Annotated in this window: 16 protein-coding genes; 8 read left to right on the top strand and 8 right to left on the bottom strand. The window is 68.4% G+C overall.

Going from position 1 to position 18,263, the window contains the following annotated elements; translation table 11 throughout:
* Positions 1-394 precede the first annotated feature (394 nt).
* Positions 395-1,645 (top strand): helix-turn-helix domain-containing protein, encoded by a 1,251-nt coding sequence (locus tag ACYVKL_RS19115; protein ID WP_379165090.1) that lies wholly within the window; start codon positions 395-397, stop codon positions 1,643-1,645.
* Between the two features lie 18 nt (positions 1,646-1,663).
* Here ACYVKL_RS19115 and ACYVKL_RS19110 read toward each other — a convergent pair whose 3' ends face one another.
* The gene (locus ACYVKL_RS19110; RefSeq protein WP_379165088.1) at positions 1,664-3,016 is read right to left on the bottom strand and encodes a serine hydrolase domain-containing protein; all 1,353 of its coding nucleotides are present in this window, start codon (positions 3,014-3,016) and stop codon (positions 1,664-1,666) included.
* A 249-nt stretch (positions 3,017-3,265) separates the two neighbouring features.
* Between ACYVKL_RS19110 and ACYVKL_RS19105 the strand changes: the two genes are divergently transcribed.
* From ACYVKL_RS19105 to ACYVKL_RS19095, 3 genes are all read left to right on the top strand, one after another.
* Positions 3,266-4,534 carry an AAA family ATPase gene (locus ACYVKL_RS19105; protein WP_379165086.1) on the top strand — a complete coding sequence of 423 codons (1,269 nt, stop codon included), beginning with the start codon at positions 3,266-3,268 and terminating at the stop codon, positions 4,532-4,534.
* An 18-nt stretch (positions 4,535-4,552) separates the two neighbouring features.
* Positions 4,553-5,626, top strand: coding sequence for a tetratricopeptide repeat protein (locus ACYVKL_RS19100; protein WP_379165084.1), 1,074 nt, complete (start codon positions 4,553-4,555; stop codon positions 5,624-5,626).
* 84 nt (positions 5,627-5,710) lie between these two features.
* Positions 5,711-7,165 (top strand): catalase, encoded by a 1,455-nt coding sequence (locus ACYVKL_RS19095; protein WP_213558919.1) that lies wholly within the window; start codon positions 5,711-5,713, stop codon positions 7,163-7,165.
* A gap of 43 nt (positions 7,166-7,208) precedes the next feature.
* Here the strand turns inward: ACYVKL_RS19095 and ACYVKL_RS19090 are convergent, their stop codons facing one another.
* Positions 7,209-7,811, bottom strand: a complete 603-nt coding sequence (locus ACYVKL_RS19090) for a TetR/AcrR family transcriptional regulator (RefSeq protein WP_379165082.1) — start codon at positions 7,809-7,811, stop codon at positions 7,209-7,211.
* Between the two features lie 101 nt (positions 7,812-7,912).
* Here ACYVKL_RS19090 and ACYVKL_RS19085 point away from each other — a divergent pair, with 101 nt between their 5' ends.
* Positions 7,913-8,638, top strand: coding sequence for an SDR family oxidoreductase (locus ACYVKL_RS19085; protein WP_379165080.1), 726 nt, complete (start codon positions 7,913-7,915; stop codon positions 8,636-8,638).
* 18 nt (positions 8,639-8,656) lie between these two features.
* Here ACYVKL_RS19085 and ACYVKL_RS19080 read toward each other — a convergent pair whose 3' ends face one another.
* Positions 8,657-9,397 carry a TetR/AcrR family transcriptional regulator gene (locus tag ACYVKL_RS19080; protein WP_379165078.1) on the bottom strand — a complete coding sequence of 247 codons (741 nt, stop codon included), beginning with the start codon at positions 9,395-9,397 and terminating at the stop codon, positions 8,657-8,659.
* Between the two features lie 156 nt (positions 9,398-9,553).
* Here ACYVKL_RS19080 and ACYVKL_RS19075 point away from each other — a divergent pair, with 156 nt between their 5' ends.
* Complete coding sequence (locus tag ACYVKL_RS19075; RefSeq protein ID WP_379165076.1) at positions 9,554-11,095, top strand: MFS transporter; 1,542 nt, start codon at positions 9,554-9,556, stop codon at positions 11,093-11,095.
* A 78-nt stretch (positions 11,096-11,173) separates the two neighbouring features.
* On the opposite strand, the gene ACYVKL_RS19070 is transcribed toward ACYVKL_RS19075, so the two are convergent.
* From ACYVKL_RS19070 to ACYVKL_RS19060, 3 genes are all read right to left on the bottom strand, one after another.
* Complete coding sequence (locus tag ACYVKL_RS19070; RefSeq protein WP_379165074.1) at positions 11,174-11,365, bottom strand: hypothetical protein; 192 nt, start codon at positions 11,363-11,365, stop codon at positions 11,174-11,176.
* 63 nt (positions 11,366-11,428) lie between these two features.
* Positions 11,429-12,454, bottom strand: coding sequence for a phosphotransferase family protein (locus ACYVKL_RS19065; protein WP_379165072.1), 1,026 nt, complete (start codon positions 12,452-12,454; stop codon positions 11,429-11,431).
* Between the two features lie 2 nt (positions 12,455-12,456).
* Positions 12,457-13,572 carry an Rv3169 family protein gene (locus ACYVKL_RS19060; RefSeq protein WP_379165070.1) on the bottom strand — a complete coding sequence of 372 codons (1,116 nt, stop codon included), beginning with the start codon at positions 13,570-13,572 and terminating at the stop codon, positions 12,457-12,459.
* Positions 13,573-13,671: 99 nt separating this feature from the next.
* On the opposite strand from ACYVKL_RS19060, the gene ACYVKL_RS19055 reads away from it, so the two are divergent.
* The gene (locus ACYVKL_RS19055; RefSeq protein ID WP_213558925.1) at positions 13,672-14,277 is read left to right on the top strand and encodes a TetR/AcrR family transcriptional regulator; all 606 of its coding nucleotides are present in this window, start codon (positions 13,672-13,674) and stop codon (positions 14,275-14,277) included.
* Between the two features lie 432 nt (positions 14,278-14,709).
* On the opposite strand, the gene ACYVKL_RS19050 is transcribed toward ACYVKL_RS19055, so the two are convergent.
* Positions 14,710-15,474: an MFS transporter gene (locus ACYVKL_RS19050; RefSeq protein ID WP_379165067.1), complete on the bottom strand. Its 765-nt coding sequence runs from the start codon at positions 15,472-15,474 to the stop codon at positions 14,710-14,712.
* 124 nt (positions 15,475-15,598) lie between these two features.
* Here ACYVKL_RS19050 and ACYVKL_RS19045 point away from each other — a divergent pair, with 124 nt between their 5' ends.
* A complete protein-coding gene (locus ACYVKL_RS19045; protein ID WP_379165065.1) occupies positions 15,599-17,263 on the top strand; it encodes a PKD domain-containing protein in 1,665 nt (554 codons plus the stop codon).
* A 1-nt stretch (position 17,264) separates the two neighbouring features.
* Here the strand turns inward: ACYVKL_RS19045 and ACYVKL_RS19040 are convergent, their stop codons facing one another.
* Complete coding sequence (locus ACYVKL_RS19040; protein ID WP_379165787.1) at positions 17,265-18,260, bottom strand: TIGR03617 family F420-dependent LLM class oxidoreductase; 996 nt, start codon at positions 18,258-18,260, stop codon at positions 17,265-17,267.
* Positions 18,261-18,263 lie beyond the last annotated feature (3 nt).

Here is an 18,263-nt window from a genome sequence, read left to right as displayed (position 1 = left end):
TCGCGTTCGAGGCGGGCGGTGATGGATTGCACCGTCGCCCCGTCAGCAGTGGAGGAATACCTGGTGGCCGCTAGGGCGCACGCCGCGAACCACATTGCCGCGCCGCCGATTCCGGCTCCGAGTAGGAAGAAGAGAAGTTCGCCGGGCATGACCACCTCTTGTCGTCCGTTTGGTTCGACGGGTCCTCTTCAAACGTTAAACACAGAAAAATTGCGGTGCAATAAGAAAAATCCATGTTCCATACTGTGCGCCGTAAGCTCGCCCGGTCTGGAATCCTTGTCGGCAGATCCCCCTTGGAAGGAATGGGTGGAAGGAGAAGGGCATGGTAGACATCGGCGAAACAAGCGGGCGGTGACGGCCGGGAAAGCCGATCAGGCAGAAGGAGTTTGACCCGGTGGCCGAAAGTACCCTTGGGGCACGGGTAGCGGAGTTGCGCCGGCGGCGGGGACTATCGCAGAAAGAGTTGGGCGCGGCGATTCGGCGCTCGGAAAGCTGGGTGTCGCAGGTCGAGCGAGACGTGCTGCCTGTTGAGCGACTGTCCGTTCTGCAAAGACTGGCGGACGTGCTCGGTGTGGCGGTACGCGATCTGCGTCCCGAAGCTGCCGAACCGGTGGCCGCCGACCGCGGTGACGGGCATCGGCCCGGCTCTGCGGTTTTCGAGCAGCTGCGGCTGCTGCTCACCGGACATCCCGCACTGGACCAGCTTTTCGGAGACGACACCGATCGCGATCTCGAGACGAGCACCGCGGTGGAGAAACTCCCGGAGCTGCAACAGCGGGTGGACCTGGCCTGGCAGCTGGCGCACGAATCCCGGTTGGTCGAGGTGGGCGGCAGCCTGCTGGAACTGATTCCGGACCTCGAACACGCCGCGCGGGCGAACACCCCGCGGCGGGCGGAGGTGCTGACCCAGCTCTCGCGCGCCTATCAAGTGGCCGCGACCGCGTTCACCCGTCAGGAAGAGGTCGACGCGGCGTGGGTCGCGGCCGATCGCGCATTGTCCGCGGCCGAGGAATCCGGTGACGCGCTTAGCGTCGTGGCCGGAACCTACCGCATGGCGCAGGCCTTCCTGCGCCTGCAACGACTGGAGCAGGCCGAACAGGCGGCACGGGTGTCGGTGGCGGCGCTGGCCGCGCGGGCGGCGGCCGAGCATCCGCAGCCGGAAGTGCTGTCGCTCTACGGATCCCTGCAGCTCATGCTGGCGGTGATCGCGGCGACCGACGGGAATCGCACGGCGGCTCGCACCGGGCTGGCGGCGGCGCGCTCCGCCGCCGACCGGCTGGGCGAGGGCCGCAACGATTTCGACACCGAGTTCGGTCCGACCGGGGTCGCCGTGCACGCGGTGGCCGTGGCCGTCGAACTGGGCGACGCCGGTGAGGCGCTCGATACCGCGCGCACCGTCGACGCGTCGATCCTGTCGCCGGAACGCCAGGCCCGCTTCCTGGTCGATGTCGCCCGCGCGCACGCGCAGCGGCGGCAGGCGGCGGAGGCCTTGGAGGCGTTGCTCGATGCCGAGCGACTAACTCCCGAACTGGTGCACACCGATCACCGCGCCCGCGAAGTGGTGCGAGATCTGCTGCAGTTCGCCGGTCGCCGACCGGCAGAGGAATTACGGGAGCTGGCCGGGCGGGCCGCGGTCACTCCCTGACGGGGCTGTCGTCGGAGGTCAGCGCACACCCGGTGTGCGCGGGTCGGAGCCGACGCATGCCACCAGCAGGCAGCCCGGGGGCGCGTCGCTGAAAGGTGGGGCGAGCGGAATGTTCAAGCAAGAGAGCGCGGTACAGCCGGGATAGGCGTCCGCGCCGACGCCGAACACGGCCAGCGCGATATCGGTGTCGAAGTAGGAGCCGTAGTTCACCTGCAGCGGCGTCTCCACATAGGGACCCGGATCCGGGATGGGGTTGTCGCGGAACGCGGCCAGCAGGCGACGGAAGAACTCGTGCGCCGGTTCGGCGCCATACTGCAACAGTCCGCCGGGGCCCTGCGAACTGTGGACGCCGAAGGTGCCGGTCCACACCACCATGAGATCCAGGCTGGGCACCACGAAGACGTGCTGCAGGCCGAATCCGGACATGGAATAGGTGTCGGCGGGCAGGAATTCGGGATTCTCCGCGCAGCCGGGGCCGACCCAGAACAGGTAGCCGTAGCAAGAGTTGGTGTCCGACGGGGTGAGGGCCCGATCCAGGTAGGCCCCGGACACGATGGTGCGACCGTTCCAGCGGCCGTGTCCGGCGACCAGCATGCCCAGTCGCGCCAGATCGACGGGCGGGATGAACAGGTGCGCGTAACCGTAGGTGTGGCCGGACCGGTCCCGGGCCCAGTAGTAGTCGTCGCGTCGAATACCCAGGGGGTCGAACAGTTCCCGCTGCGCGAATTGCTGAAGGGGCTCGCCGACGGCCAATTCGATCACGTAGGACAGCAGGTCCACATTGCGCTGACTGTATTGGAAAGCGTTGCCCGGTGGGGTGTCGAACGGTACGCCCAGGGCTTGGATCGCGCTGAACGGATCGATGGGGATGATGCCGGTGATGCCCTCGGTGGCGACGCCGACGCGCAGTCCCGATGTCTCCTGCAACAGATTCCGCACCGTGATGGCGCGATGCCCCGCATCGCCGACACCGGGCGGGAGATACCGGTCCAAGGGCGCTTCGAGATCGAGTTTCCCTCGGTCCCAGGCGATTCCGGCGAGCAGCGAGACGACGCTCTTGGTGACGCTCCAGACATTCCACGGCACGGAATCGGTTTCGGCATTCGAGGGGCCGGTGCCGATCAGGCAGTTGTGCCGGAACACCTGGACGTTCAAGCGATTTCGGGAGGCGGCGAAGTCGAGGGCGTTGGCCAGCAGGCCGGCGTCGACCCCGGTGTCCTCGGGTGTGGCGCGTTCGAAGGCGCGGCCGCTGGGTGCGGCGCAGCCGACCGGCTCGGTCGCCGCGGTCGCGACGCCACCGCCGGTCAGCACGCTGCCCGTCATCAGTGCCGCCGCTATCGCGGCGGCCATCCCCCTGCGCATGCGCCGCATGGGGTTCAGGCTATCCCGGAAAGTTGAAGCCGACGCCCAACAAGCGCCTCTCGGCGAGTGGTCGCTCGTAGCGACGAAGGGTGCGGCCCGGGGCTGTTCCGACGCCGGCAATGGTGATCAACCGGGGGCCCGCCGGATCTATTCCGGCTCCGGCATTGTGATCTGGGTGACGGCGGCTCGATGGTGTCGGCTGTCACCCGGAGCGTTTAGCATTCGGCGAAGAAAACTTGCGTATCTCTTGGGGGAGCTGTGACCGACGATCCGGTGATCGCCAATCTGCTGACCGTGCTCGACGCCAATCCCGAGCTGTTGCCGGTGCGGATCAGCGTGATCGAACTGCTGGCCGCTCGCGGGCAGTATGCCGAGGCGCTGTCGCAGTGCGCGACGGCGCTGGCGCAGGATCCGGTGAATGCACAGGTGAAAGCGCTGTTGCAGCGGTGCACGGCGGCGCTGGCGGGTGCCGGATCCGAGGAATCGGCCGCGGCCGCAGCGGTTTCCGCGGCCGCGCCGGCCGCATCCGATTCGGGTTTCCGCGACGCCTCCGGTTATGACTGGGACGCCGCGGAGGAGCAGGTCGGCGATATCATCCAGCCCGCGTTCGTGAACGAGCAGCCGGAGCCGTACGCGGAGGGCGATGTCGGTCTGTTCGAGCGCCCCAAGCTGACCCTCGCCGATGTCGGTGGCATGGAGCAGGTCAAGCAGCAGCTGGAGTTGTCGCTGCTGGGCCCGGTCCGAAATCCGGAACTGGCCAAGGCCTTCGGCACCAGCGCGCGCGGCGGCCTGCTGCTGTACGGCCCACCCGGCTGCGGCAAGACCTTCGTGGCGTCGGCGATCGCGGGCGAACTGGGCGCGAACTTCTACGCCATCGAGATCGCCGACATCCTGAACTGGTACACCGGCCGTAGCGAGCACAATCTCAAGCAGGTCTTCCGGACCGCGCGCCGCAAGGCTCCCTGTGTCTTGTTCTTCGACGAGATCGACGCCCTCGGCCACAAGCGCAGCCACCTGTCCGGCTCCAGTTCCCTGCGTTCCACCGTCAATCAGCTGCTCACCGAAATGGATTCGATGACCAGCGACAACGAGGGCGTCTACATCATCGGCGCCACCAACCACCCCTGGGACGTCGATGTGGCTCTGCGCCGTCCCGGCCGCTTCGACCGCATGGTCCTGGTCGCCCTCCCCGACCTCGAGGCCCGCGTCTCGATCCTGCGCCACCACCTGAAGGACCGCCCGATCGAGGGCATCGACCTCAACGCCATCGCCGCCCGCACCGAGCACTACTCGGGCGCCGACCTGGCCCAAATCTGCAAATCCGCAACCCAACTCGCCATGGCCGACTCCATCCGCACCGGCGCCGTCCGCCCGGTCCGCATGGACGACATCGCCGCCGCCCTGACCCACACCCGCCCCAGCACCGGCGCCTGGTTCGAATCCGCCCGCAACGTGGTCGAATTCGCCAACAACGACGGCAGCTACGACGAACTCGCCGCCTACATGCGCGCCCGGAAAGACCACTGATCCGGAATTGCTGATCGGATGAGCGAGAAGATCGAGAAGGCGCGGGTGCTGGCGGATCTCGGGCGGTATGACGGGGCCCGGGAGATGTTGGGGGAGGTGCTGGCCAGTGAGCCGGAGCATCCGGTGGCGTTGGCGGAGATGGCCAGTCTGGCGTATCGGGAGGGGGAGTACGGGCGGGCGCTGGAGTTCGCGGGGGCCGCGCTGCGGGTGTCGCCGGACGAGGTGTTCGTGTGGCGGGTGCGGGCGCTGGCGGAGTTGCAGGCGGCGCGGGGGCTGAGTGGGGACGCGGCGGTCGAGGGGCGGGGGCGGGCGGTCGCGGCGGCTCGCCGGGCGGTCGAGTTGGAGCCGGAGGATGCGGACAATCTGCGGATTCTGGCTGCTACACAACGGGATACCGATCCGGCGGCGGCGCTGGCGAACCTGGACCTGGCGCTGGAGCTGGATCCGGACGACACGCACGCACATCTGCTGCGCGGATTGACGTTGCGGCGGAACGTGCACGGACCGGAGGCGCTGGCACAGGCCGAGGAGGCTTTCCGGGAGGTGCTGCGGCTGGAGCCGGAGAACGCGGAGGCGCTCTACGAGCTCGCGGGCATCGCCTTGGATCGGGGTGATCGGGAAGCGGGTACGGAGCAATTGCGGCGGGTGGCGCAAGTGGATCCGGACTACGGGGACGCGGTGCGTGAGCAGCTGGCCTGGCTGGCCGAGCAGGATGCCCTCCGAGCTCGGGCCGCGCAGCAAGCGACCACCGCGGGTGGTGCCGGCAACCCCTACGTGAAGCGGAAAGTCGTTGCGCCGGTGCCTGTTCCGGCGACCAGCTCCGGCGGAGGCAGCCGCTTCGGCCGGTGGATAGCCGCGATCGCGGTGCTGGCGGTGATTCGCCTGGGGGTCGCCGCCATGGGCGCGGACCACGATTCGGCGCCGGCCACGACGCATCACCCGCCGCCGCTCTACACCGCGCCGCCGACGTTCCCGTCGTACCTGCGGCAATACCCGCTCACCGTCCCCCCGATGCCCAGCTGGCTCGAGCACCCGCCCACCTACATCCCGCCGCCGAACTTCCCGACCTATCGCCCGCCGGCTCCGCGTTAGGGCCCGGACTGTATACACCTTTGTTTACTCAGTCCCTGCTCAGTTTTCTTGACTAGTTCCAGAAAACTGGGCAGGCTCGGATTCATGACCAAGGCGACGACCACCAATTCCGGCGCCCCGGTGCCCAGCGACAACGAATCGCTCACCGCGGGCGCCCAGGGCCCGATCCTGCTGCACGATCACTATCTGATCGAGAAGCTCGCGCACTTCAACCGGGAGCGGGTCCCGGAGCGGGTGGTACACGCCAAGGGCACCGGCGCGTTCGGTGAGCTGGTGGTGACCGGGGATGTGAGCCGGTACACCAAGGCGGCGCTGTTCCAGCCGGGCACGCGGACCGAGTCGCTGGTGCGGTTCTCGACCGTCGCCGGCGAGCAGGGCAGCCCGGACACCTGGCGCGACCCGCGCGGATTCGCGGTGAAGTTCTACACCACCGAGGGCAACTACGACATCGTCGGCAACAACACCCCGGTGTTCTTCATCAAGGACCCGATCAAGTTCCCCGACTTCATCCACTCGCAGAAGCGGCTGCCGGGTTCGGGCCTGCGCGACGCGACCATGCAGTGGGACTTCTGGACCCTGCGGCCCGAGACCGCGCACCAGGTGACCTGGCTGATGGGCGACCGCGGCATCCCGGCCACCCTGCGCCACATGGACGGCTTCGGCTCGCACACCTACCAGTGGATCAACGAGGCGGGCGAACGCTTCTGGGTGAAGTACCACTTCAAGACCGATCAGGGCATCAAGACCCTGACCCAGGCCGAGGCCGACGAGCTGGCCGGTAAGGACGCCGACTACCACCGTCGCGACCTGTACGAGGCCATCGAGCGCGGCGATCACCCGAGCTGGACGCTGAAGGTCCAGATCATGCCGGTCGCCGAGGCCGACAACTACCGCTTCAACCCCTTCGACCTGACCAAGGTCTGGTCGCAGCAGGACTACCCGCTCATCGAGGTCGGCCGCTGGACCCTGAACCGCAACCCCGCGAACTTCTTCGTGGACATCGAGCAGGCCGCCTTCGCGCCCTCGAATGTGGTTCCCGGCATTGCCTTCTCGCCCGACAAGATGCTGCTGGGTCGCGTCTTCGCCTACGCCGACGCGCACCGCTACCGGATCGGCGCCAACCACGCACAGCTGCCGCCGAACCGCGCCAAGGCCGCGCCGGTGAACTCCTACTCGCAGGACGGCGCCATGCGCTCGGGCCACAATGCCGCGAGTGTCCCGGTGTACGCGCCCAACTCGTTCGGTGGTCCGCACGCCGACCCGGCCCGCGCCATCGACGACGGTGCGTGGGCGTTCGACCCCACCATGATCCGCGCCGGATACGTCACCCACCGCGAGGACAACGACTTCGCGCAGGCGGGCACCCTGGTCCGTGAGGTCATGGACGACGACCAGCGGGATCGCCTGGTGGGCAACGTGGCCGGGCACATCCTGGGCGGCGTGCGCGAACCCGTGCTGAGCCGCGTCTTCGACTACTGGAAGAGCGTCGACGCCGAACTCGGCAAGCGCATCGAAGTGGCGGTCCGCGAACAGCTCTGACCAACTCTCGAGGCCCGCGTCGCCCTGGGCGGCGCGGGCCTTTTCATGTGTTCCCGGCCAGCATCGAGTCGGTGAGCCGTTCGGCCACGGCGGTATCGAGGGGTGCGTGGCCGAGCAGGAAGCGATACCAGAACATGCCGTAGAACTGATCGACCATGAGGTCGAGGTCGGCGTCATCGGACAGTTCACCGCGGTCGCGTCCCCGCTCGAGGAGCGCACGGACGGCCTGACGTCGTTGCGCGGTAAAGGTTTCCAGTAGTTCGGCCAGGTGCGGGTCGTGCGCCGCCTCGCGAACCAGGGTGCGCAGGGCGGGCGCGGTCGAATCGCTCTGCGCGCCACGGAAGGTCGAGTCGATGACCGTGAGCAGGTCGGTGCGCACCGAACCGCTGTCGGGCGTCGGCACGTGCAGGGCTGATCGTTCGGTGAGCGCGTCCAGCAGCAGTGCGCCCTTGGACGGCCACCAGCGATAGACCGTCTGTTTGCCGACCCCGGCCGCCCGCGCGATGGCGTCGATGGTGACGGGCGCGCCCCCGGATTCGCCGAGCAGCCGGAGTGCCGTGTCGAGGATGGCCTGGTGGGTGGCCTCGTTGCGGCGGCGGCCGGTGTGGGGTCGCTCGGGGTTCGGCTGCGGCCCTGTGGTTTTCATCGACATCCTCCTGTGGCGCAGCTCACTCGATTGTCGAGACTAAAAGTCTCGGTTCCACTGTTGTCGAGACTATCAGTTCCAACAAACTGGAGGTTCCGGCAATGACCACAACACAGCGCGTCGTCATCATGGGTGGCAGCTCCGGCATCGGCGAGGCCACCGCCGCCGTCTTCGCGGCCGCGGGCGCCGAGGTCGTCATCACCGGCCGCGGCCGGGACAAACTGGACGCCGCCGTGGCCCGCATCGGCGGCGATACCACCGGCTACGTGGTGGACGCCACCGATCAGGCCGCCGTCGACGCCTTCTTCGCCCGGGTGGGGACCATCGATCACCTGGTGATCTCGGTGAGCGGCTCCGCGGGCAGCGGCCCCTTCGCCGAACTCGATCTGGAGCAGTTGGCCGCCGGCTTCGACGGCAAGTTCTGGCCGCAGGTGCGCATCCTGAAAGCGGCGCTCCCGCACCTGGATTCGCGGGGTTCGGTCACGCTGGTGACCGCTGGCTCGTCCCGCTCGGCCTTCCCCGGCACCGCGGGCCTGGCCGCCATCAACGGCGCACTCGACGCCATGGTTCCGCCGCTGGCGGTCGAACTCGCCCCGCTGCGCATCAACGCGGTCTCCCCGGGCGTGGTCGATACCCCGTGGTGGGACCGGGTTCCCGAGGCGCAGCGCACCGCCCTGTTCGACGGTCTGGTGGCCACCACCCCGGTGGGCCGGGTCGGCCGCCCTGAGGACATCGCCCGCGCCATCCACCTGCTGGCCACCAATGGCTTCATCACCGGCGTCGTACTCGATGCCAACGGCGGCACCAGCCTGGCGACGGGTCGCTGAATCCGCCTGCTCGGCAACCTATTTCCCGGTTGCCCGGGCGCGTCGCACTTCCAGCCCGTCGAGGATGAGCCCGAGTTCGTCATCGAAGAAGTCCTCCCTGGACTGGGCGACGTCGATGTCGCTCATGGTCCCGTGGCGCTTGCTGATGTGCGGATAGCTCTGTGTCGCTTGCACGGCCATGGTCATGAAGTTGGCGAACCACTCCTGCTGGTCCTGGCCGCTGCGGGCGATGGTGGTGACCATGGCGGTCTCGCCGCTGGTGGTGCCGAGCACGTAGGACCAGATGGCGTTGGCGGCACGGTCGGCGGAGTAGTCGTCGAAGCCGACCGCCTCGAGCAGGGCGAGCATGGTCTCGGACAGGCGCAGCAGGTTCGGGCCGAGATAGGCGAGTCCGGCGCCGGTCATGGCGGTGCTGATCCACGGGTGCCGCAGGATGGCCGCCCGGATGTCGCGGCTCAGGGTGAGCAGTTCGGCGCGCCAGTTCTCGGCGACGCCGGGGAGCATGGGTACGTCGCCGAAGGCCTCGTCGATGGCGAGTTCGAGGATCTCGTCCTTGTTGGTGACATGGGTGTAGAGCGAGGTCGCGCCCGCGTTCAGGCGGCTGCCGAGGCGTCGCATGCTGAGGGCGTCGTAGCCCTCGGTATCGAGCAGGGCGAGTGCCTCGGTCACGATCTGTTCCCGGCTCAGCGCGGGTTGATCCTTGCGCTGTCGTTCCGGCCGGGTCCATACCGACGAGAACTCCTGTGCCTTGGCCGCCATGGCTCTTCCTCCTTCGTCTGTGGGACAGCATAACCCCAGCTAGAACGCCGTTCGTTCGAACGCACGCTGTTCCTTCTTGCGAACAGTGTACGGAGGTCGTACAGTGTTCGACAACGCCGCACAGTGTGCGGAACGGCTTCTCGAAGGGGACTCGAAATGACTGCGAAGGAAATGGCCGAGGCGCTGACAGCGCCTGTGGCGCAGCGCGATCCGAAGCGCTGGCTGATCCTGGTGGTGCTCTGCCTGAGCTCGCTGGTGCTGGTGATCGACAACATGGTCCTCACCGTCGCCCTGCCCCAGATCGCCACCGACCTGCACGCCGGCCCGCAGGCCCTGCAGTGGGTGATCGACTCCTACATCCTGGTCTTCGCGGGCCTGCTGCTCACCACCGGCAGCCTCTCGGATCGCTTCGGCCGCAGGCTGGTGATGGTGCTGGGCCTGGTCCTGTTCGGCGCGGCCTCGCTGCTGGCCGCCTATGCGAGCAGCCCCGAGATGCTGATCGCCGGACGCGTGGTGATGGGCATCGGCGGTGCGCTCATCATGCCGAGCACCCTGTCCATCCTGATCACCGTCTTCGATGAGCAGGAGCGGCCGAAGGCGATCGCGGCCTGGAGCAGTGTGGCCATGATCGGTATGGTCGGTGGCCCGGTGCTGGGTGGCGTCATGCTCGAACACCTCTGGTGGGGTGCGGTTTTCCTGCTGAACGTGCCGATCGCGGCGGTCGCCATCGTGGCGGCCATGACCCTGATGCCGGAGTCCAAGGGTCCGGCCCGCCCGACCGATCTGCCGGGCATGGCGCTGTCGATCGTGGGCACCGTCGCCCTGGTGTGGAGCATCATCGAGTTCCCGACCAAGGGCCTTGCCGGAACCTGGGTTTCGCTGCTGGTCTCCGCGATGTTCCTGCTGGCCTTCTTGATTCGCGAACTGAAGGCCGAGCACCCGATGGTGCCGATGCAGCTGTTCCGCAACCGCGTTTTCACCGGGTCCAGCTTCTCGCTGGTGCTGGTCACCTTCGCCAATGCCGGTCTGCTTCTGTTGCTCACCCAGTACCTGCAGTTCGTGCTCGGCTACTCGCCGACCAAGACCGCGCTGGCCTTCACCCCGCTGGCCTTCGCCGCACTGGTGGCCCAGGGCGTCGGCGCGGGTCTGGTGCAGAAGCTGGGCGTCCGTCCCCTCACCCTGCTCGGCATGCTGGTGCTGGCCGCCGGTTCGGGTGTGCTGGCCTCGCTGGGCACCGACTCCGGCTTCTGGAGCGCGGCCCTGGCCATGGCGCTGGTCGGTGCGGGCGCCGGTCTGGCCATGCCCGCCGCGATCGGTGCGCTGATGGGCGCCATCCCGCCGGAGCAGGCCGGGGTCGGCTCGGCGCTGAACGACACCATCCAGCAGACCGGTGGCGCGCTGGGCGTGGCGGTACTGGGCGCGGTGCTGGCCGGAACCTACACCGACGGAATGCCTTCCGACGCTCCGGCGGCGGCGCGCGACAGCATCGCGGGAGCCTTCGCCACCGGTGACGGCGCGCTGCTGACCGCGGCCCGCGAGGCCTTCACCCACGCCATGTCGACCACCTTCCTGGCCGGCGGTGCGGCGGTGCTGGCCGCCACGGTGATCGCCTTCTTCCTGATGAAGGGCGCGAAGGCGGCCACGCCGGAAGGGATTCCGGCCGAGGCGACCGAGCCGGAACTGGTCGAAGCCCGGTAACCGCGACAACCTCCGAAACAAGAATCCGCCCCCGGCTGTAGGCCGGGGGCGGATTCGTTGTCGCACTTGCTCCGTGACTTATGCCTGCTTGTCCTTGGCCTGCATGCCCACCGCGACCAACGCCACCAGCACCCCGACGGCGCCGAGCACGATGCCGAAGCCTGGCTGCATGTTGTCGGCCCAGGCCAAGATGATGAAGTGCATGTTGGCCTTTTCCAGGAACAGCGAGCCGAAGCCGAGAATCGCCATCCAGACACCCAGACGCAGCATTGAGGAACCCCCCCGATCGAAATGAAATGTGCCGCGACAGCGTATCGGGACGGCGCGGAACTTTCAGCCCAGTAATTCCTCGATGCGGGCGGTGCAGAATCCGGTGATGTTCATGTCCGGCGGCAGCTGCACGCGATGGGTCATGCGCAGCAGCGGAATCGACAGCAACGCGGCCGAGAAGATCTCCTGATACTCGAGATTGCGGACCGGGGTGCCGGTGCGCTGCTCGTAGTAGGCGATGGTCTCCGCGCGGGAGGGCGTGCCCGGCAGCGCGGGATGGCCTTCGTAGGTGCTGCTCGCCCAGTCCAGGAACAGCAGCCAGGCCAGATCCGATTCGGGCGCGCCGAGGTGCGCGATCTCCCAGTCGAGTACGCCCCGAACCTGGAAGTCCCGGTCGTAGAGGATGTTCGACATGCGGGCGTCGCCCCAGCAGAGGCAGGGCGCGTCCGGCTCGTAGAGATGTTCGCGCAGGTACGCGATGGCGCGTCGGTAGGTTTCCGGCGGCTCGCCCTCGCAGGCCCAGGTCAGCGCCGCGTCGAGATAGTTGACCCCCTGTTCGACGACCCCCGCGCCGTGTTGCGGATAGGCGAGGAAGTCCAATCCGAGTGCCCGCCAATCCAACTGGTTGACCTGGGCGATGGTGTCCACGCATCCCCACCACATGCGGGCCCGCTGCTCCGGCGTGGCCTCGAAGTAGTTTCCGGCGGCGTGATACGACGGATAGTCGCTGGGCGCCTGCCCTTCGAGGCGATTCATGACGAAGTACGGGCTGCCGAGCGGATTGTCGTCGCGTTCCAGCCACGCCACCGTGGGCACCGGCAGCCCGGTGCTCGCCAGCCGCTGCATGACCAGCACCTGGCGCAGCAGGTCGTAGTCGGGGAACAGCGACATGTCGGGTGGCCGCCGCAGGACCAGGGGGGTGGCGCCGGAATCGTCGTCGACGGTGAAAAGGTAGGTCTCGGTGGCGAAGCCGCGCTCGGTGCGGGCCAGATCGCGGACCCGTGCCTCGGCGGACACCGAAAGATGTTTGCGCAAGGCCGGTTCCAGAGCTGCGCCCAGGTGCTCGGCGGGAATTCGGGTGGCGCTCAACGTCAGTACCCCGCGTATCCGTAGCGCGCGTTGCGGCCCAGGAACACCATTTCGACCAGCCCGTACCCGACCTTGCCGGCGGTCTCGATGCGGCAGAAGGTCTCGCTGAGCATGCTGACCTGTTTCAGATCGGCGGTATCGGTGAGGTCGGCGGTGAAGCCGTCGCTCCAGTCGCGGCCTTTCCACAGTCCGGAGGCGTAGCCGCGGTAGTTGTCGTATCCCGCGAGGCCGGGCCAGAAGTCGGAGACGGGCGTGATGGTGAATTCGCGATCGCTGCCGTCGGCGGCGCGCACGGTGAAGCTGCCGCCGCTGACGATGCGGAAGTCGTCGCGGAAGGTGAGGGCGTGGTTGGTGGTGGCGATCGGCGCGGGCGGCCGCCCGGAGTCGATGGGCGCGAGGACGGTCCCCTCGAAGTGCCAGCGTTGTCCGTCGGCGGTCTCGCGCTGCGCGAAATGCACCAGCTCGTCCTCGAATTGGAAGATTCCCATGTAGTAGAGGACGCCGTCGGGGATGTCGCCGGGCTGCAGGCCGTCGCCCTCGCCGAGGCTGCCGCCGCCACCGCCGTGCCGGGTGCCCCAGGAGTGGTCGCGCCCGAACCACCAGGTCTCCGGATCGATCTCGTAGCGGGTGCTCGCGACCTCGATCCAGCCGGACACGCGCCCGTTCTGGTAGTAGCGCCGCGCGTCCTCGCGGACCCGGCCGCGGCTGCGGAAGAAGGCGGGCTCCTGTTCGTAGGCGGGGAACTGGGCGTCGAAGTCGAGTTGGAGCCGGACGCCGTGCTCGTTGTCGCCGAGGGTGGCGCGCACCTTGCGCAGCGGTTCGACGATCTCGTACTTGTAGGGCCCGACCTGCCAGTCGGCGATGCCGTCGTAGCGGTCGCCGATCTCGCGGGAGAGCCGGACCACGTGCGCGGTCTTGCCGCCGACGGTGACCATGGCGTACGCGTCGAGCACATTGCGGTTGGGGTAGCGGGCCATGCCGGTCATGACGCTGATCTCGCCGGTGGTGTCGAAGCCGTACAGGACGACGCGTTCGGTCCAGCGCAGGTCGCTCTGCTGGACGTGGTCGAAGGTGGTGGGGAGCTGGTGGGCGAGGAGTTCGTCCTGGGGCGTCAGCATCGGTGCCTCCTGAATTAGAATACGAGGCGTAGCGTATTTCAAATACGACAGCGATGTAACCTGTTTCAGAATTTGCCACCGAGCGAGAGGGGAGCCCCGTTGACCGCAGCCGGGACCACCCGTACCGGCCCCGGCCGGCCCCGTGACCCGCAGTTGGACGCGCAAGTCCTCGCCGCGACCCAGGAACTGCTGGTGCGGGACGGCTACCAGGCGACCACCATCGCGGCGGTGGCGCGGCGCGCCGGTGTCGTCACCACCTCGATCTATCGCCGCTGGCCCGGGAAGCGGGCGTTGGTGGAGGACGCGATCTTCGCCCTGGACACCGAGAATCACCCGGCCGCGACCGGTGATCTGCGTGCCGACCTACTGGCGTGGACGCGCCTTTTCCTGCAGGCGGCCGCGCACCCGGCGGCCCGCTCGGCTATTCCGGGTCTGCTCTCGGAGTATCACGATGACCGGGAGAGCTATCGCCGTCTGCTCGACGGCGGTGAGCGTCCCACCATCGCGGCGCTGCGCGAGTTGCTCGGGGCGGCCGCCGAATCCGGTCAGGCGGCCGGGGATTGCGACGTCGAGGCGATCTTCGAATTCCTGCGGGGTGCAACCTTGATGCGCGCCCTCACCCATGGGACCGAGGATGCGGACCACTTCAGTCGCCGGATTGCCGACGCCCTGTACGCGGTCGCGCAAACTCCCACGTCAGATTAGGCCCCACCAGTAAATCAAGCAGGCCAGTGCCAATACGACCAACGTTTCCATCGTCAATCCCAATCTTCTTGGCGCTCCGGCCTTCCATGATGCCGTGGGCAGGCGGCGAAGGCCACATATCGGACTATCAAGATCACCGACTGTTGCCTGATCGCAAAGAACCCGCCGTATTCGTCACCCCTCGTGGACGGACTCGGCGGGTTCTCCGGCGGCCTACCACCCCCTTCGCGGCAGGCCGGCTCCCAACGACATGCCGGTTGGTTGGTTTGCTGTGGGCGGCCCGCCACCCCTCGTGGACGGGCCGACCCCAGCGTTTCCCGCCTCCGGATGGTGGCTCGTTGGGTCCGCCGGTGTGATCCGGCGATGGACACAACGATGCCCAGCCGCGCTTGGCACGGCCTTAACAAGATCTTGTAATAGTGAAAAGCCCTGCTAATAGCTGATTTTCGCGACCACGAGCTCCGCATTCCGGCGCAGGTCGCGACCGATCCTCAGGGTGAAGAGCAGGACCGCCACGGCGGTGAGAGCCAGCAGTATGTAACCGACGGTGTATTCCTCGCCGGCGCTGTACACCGCGCCCATGACCAGCGGCGGGAAGTAACCGCCGAGTCCGCCGGCCGCGCCGACCAGACCGGTCACCGTGCCGACACGCGCGGGATCGACCAGCTTGGCGATGAGCGCGAACACGCCGCCGGTGCCGAGGCCGAGGAAGAAGGCCATGAGGATCAGACTGAGCCCGGCGGGGATCTCGGGTTGGGGCTCGAACGCCGGCACGATCGCCATCACCGCCGCGCCCGCGAACGATATGACCAGCACCCGGATCGGTCCGATCCGGTCGGACAGGGTGCCGCCGAGCGGGCGGGCCAGCACGCCCGCGATGGAGAAGCCCGCGGTGCGCAGACTGGCCTCGGACTGCGAGAACTCGTACACGTTCCTGAGCACCGTCGGCAGGTAGGTGGAGAACGCGACGAAACCGCCGAACGCGAGCGCGTACAGGATGGAGCCCTGCCAGGTGGCCTTCTGCTTCAGCGCGTCCATGATCCGCGGCAGGGCCGGGGTGGCGACCAGCAGCGATTGTTGGCCGGGCGACAGGTCCAGTTGCTTGGTATAGCTGCTCGATAGCGGACCGATCAGATTCCAGGCCCAGAAGGTCAAGGCGAAGGCGATTGTTGCGAGTGTCAGATTTCTCGCATTCATCCCTTTTGTCTAACAGATGCGCAGGTAGAGCGGACTAAATTCGGCCATTTCGGCGCGCCTCACGGTGCCGTGCGGCCCCGTCCGCACCATGTCTGCTGTCAGCTTGCGGATCCAGGAGGAGCATGTGAAGTTGTGGCGATCCCGCCGGTGCCCGGCGGCTCTGCTGCCGGCCCTGGCGGGCGTGATCGCGGTCGCCGGAGTCGTGGCCCAGGCCGGGCAGCCGTTGCCCGCGCGGGCCGAGCCGTCGAGCGACCTTCCCCTCGTCATCGACGTCAGCGCACCGCAGGACGGCCAGTGCACCGGCCCGCTGCGCGGCACCACCGCCGTCTACTTCCCGCCGGGCGTCGGCTCGCACGCCGAGGTGGAGTGGCGGATTCTCGGTGGCGGCCAACCGATTCGGAGCGGTATCACCGTGGTGCAGAACGACGTGATGACGGTCGGCTTCGACATCCGCCACGACGAGCTGCCCGCCGACGGCCTGCTCCGCGTGGACGCCCGCGCCCGCGTCCCGGGCGGGGAGGTCGGCGGCTACGGCAAGCCGTGGAACTTCCGGGTGAACCGGGATTGCCGTCCGCTGCACGTGGTCTCGGTCGGCGACTCGGTGCTGTGGGGCCAATCGGTGCTCGGCGGCGCGAGCCAGGACCGCAAGCACCGGTTCGCGACCGTGTTCGCGGACGCCCTGGGCGCCCGTACCGGGCGCGGCGCCACCCTGCACGACTACACCGCCTCCGGCGCGGCCCTGGACGCGCCCGCCGAGCACCCGAGCGGCAAGTGTCCGGGCGGCGACGCCACCCTGGACGTGTTCTGCCAGCTCGCCAAGGCCACCGCCGACGCCACCGCCAACGGGTACCCGGTCGACCTGGTGCTGCTCGGCGGCTGCCTCAACGACCTGGACCCGGTCTTCGGCATACCGGTCGGCGTCACCCCGGGCACCCAGGATCTGGCGGCCGCGGTGCACCGCGAATGCGGCGGCGTGGGCGCGGACGCGGTGAACCCGGCGGCCGCCGTGCCCTACTTCAGCGGGGCCGCCCTCGGCTACGGCGGGCGCGGCATGCGTGATGCCGTCCAGGCCGCCCACCAACTGCCGGGCATGCCGAAGGTGCTGGTGGGCAACTACTTTCACGGCTACGACGGGGAGCGGGTGCCGGAGTCGCTGACCCAGCGCTGGTCGGAGTTCGTGCGGGTGTCCTCGGAGTTGTTCCGGCAGGCCGCCGCAGATGCCAATGCGGCCGCGGGGGAGGAGTACGCCGCCGCCGCGGATGGGCTCTTCACCCAGGAAGCCGTGCCGGTCGTCCCGGATGCCGCACCCGGCGCCCGGGACATCGCCCAGCCCGTCGACCGCACACCGGCCATGAACCCGCTCGGCGACGAGGCGGTCTCGCTGCGCCTGCTGGCCTGCCCGCCTGCCAACGAGCTGCCGCAATGCCGGGCGATCCCGTCGGTGACACCCGCCGACCTGGACGCGGCTCGTAAATACGCGGAGGCGTTCCTGTTGAACCCGCGTATCAGTGAATGGTTCGGCGGCAGCGAACCATTCGGTGACGGCTTCACCGCTTCGAAGGTGACCGCCCCGCCCGGGAACGCGGTCAGTTTCGATGCCGCGCGGGCGGGCGGCGCCATCCGCCGCTACGACTGGTACTTCGGTGACGGCTCGCACGAGACCACCGTCGATCCGGCCGCCTCGCACGTCTACAACGGTCGCGGCCCGAACCTGCCGCGGCTGGTGGTCACCGACATGACCGGGCACCGCAGTCTGTACGAGCTGGCCCAGCCCATCACGGTGGGCTGAGTCAGGAGTGGAGCGCGGCTACCAGGGCGGCGATGGCGTCATCGCTGACCTGGTAGCCCGGGAAGTAGCAGCAGACGCGAGAGGCGGTGTCGCCGAACCGGGTTCGGATCTGCTCGGCGCAGGCGGCGGGCGTGCCGCTGACGGTGAGGGCGTCCACCATGGTGTCGTCGATCAGCCCGGCCATCTCCCGCCAGCGCCCCTGCTTGGACAGCAGGTTGAGCTCGGGTTGCAGGTCCGCCCAGCCCTCGACTTCCAGCACCGGGCGGTAGGCGGGCGTGGAACCGTAGAACGCCAGCAGGTTTCGCACCGCCCGGCGGGCCGTGGCCAGCTCCTCGTCCGTATCACCCATGGCCACAATGGCTTCCACGATGATCTCGAACGGCCGGGTGGAGTCTCCGCGTCCCTTGCCGACCGCGGCGAGGGTCCGCTCCCGGAAGTGCCGCTCGGTGTTGAACGGCATGACCAGCAGTCCGTCCGCGACCTCGGCCGCCATCGCGGTCATGCGCGGACCCAGCGCGCCGACCAGCACCGGTGGCGCGCCGAAGGGATTCGGCCCCGGATCGAACTGTGGTGGCATCAGCGTGTGCTGCCAGAACCGCCCGCGATAGTCGAGGCGCTCCCCGTGCTGCCAGGCGCGCAGGATGGCCTGCACCGCGAGCACCGCGTCGCGCATTCGCTCCACGGGCTCGGACCACACACTGCCGTAGCGCTTTTCGATGTGCGGCCGGATCTGGCTGCCCAGGCCGAGCCGGAATCGGCCGCCCGACAGCGCCTGCAGATCCCACGCGGTGTGCGCGAGGTGCATGGGGCTGCGCGGGAACGCCATGGCCACATTGGTCATGATGTCGGTCCCGGCGGTGGCGGCCAGGGTGAGCGGCGCGAACACGTCGTGCGCGCCCTCGAAGGTGAACACGCCGTCCACCCCGAGGTCGCGCAATCGCGCGGCGCGCGTGGCGGATTCGGCGAGTGGCGCGTTGAGCCACAGATCGACGGGCAGGGA

It is taken from the genome of Nocardia tengchongensis, from assembly GCF_054781395.1.
Note: the sequence above shows the minus strand (reverse complement) of the source record. Positions and strands in the feature narration are given on the sequence as shown.

Coding starts and splice junctions, on each gene's coding strand:
- ACYVKL_RS19085 (WP_379165080.1), top strand. CDS start 7,913: ATGACCACAACACAGCGCGTCGTCATCATGGGTGGCAGCTCCGGCATC.
- ACYVKL_RS19080 (WP_379165078.1), bottom strand. CDS start 9,397: ATGGCGGCCAAGGCACAGGAGTTCTCGTCGGTATGGACCCGGCCGGAA.
- ACYVKL_RS19100 (WP_379165084.1), top strand. CDS start 4,553: ATGAGCGAGAAGATCGAGAAGGCGCGGGTGCTGGCGGATCTCGGGCGG.
- ACYVKL_RS19090 (WP_379165082.1), bottom strand. CDS start 7,811: ATGAAAACCACAGGGCCGCAGCCGAACCCCGAGCGACCCCACACCGGC.
- ACYVKL_RS19095 (WP_213558919.1), top strand. CDS start 5,711: ATGACCAAGGCGACGACCACCAATTCCGGCGCCCCGGTGCCCAGCGAC.
- ACYVKL_RS19110 (WP_379165088.1), bottom strand. CDS start 3,016: ATGCGGCGCATGCGCAGGGGGATGGCCGCCGCGATAGCGGCGGCACTG.
- ACYVKL_RS19050 (WP_379165067.1), bottom strand. CDS start 15,474: ATGAATGCGAGAAATCTGACACTCGCAACAATCGCCTTCGCCTTGACC.
- ACYVKL_RS19060 (WP_379165070.1), bottom strand. CDS start 13,572: ATGCTGACGCCCCAGGACGAACTCCTCGCCCACCAGCTCCCCACCACC.
- ACYVKL_RS19075 (WP_379165076.1), top strand. CDS start 9,554: ATGACTGCGAAGGAAATGGCCGAGGCGCTGACAGCGCCTGTGGCGCAG.
- ACYVKL_RS19070 (WP_379165074.1), bottom strand. CDS start 11,365: ATGCTGCGTCTGGGTGTCTGGATGGCGATTCTCGGCTTCGGCTCGCTG.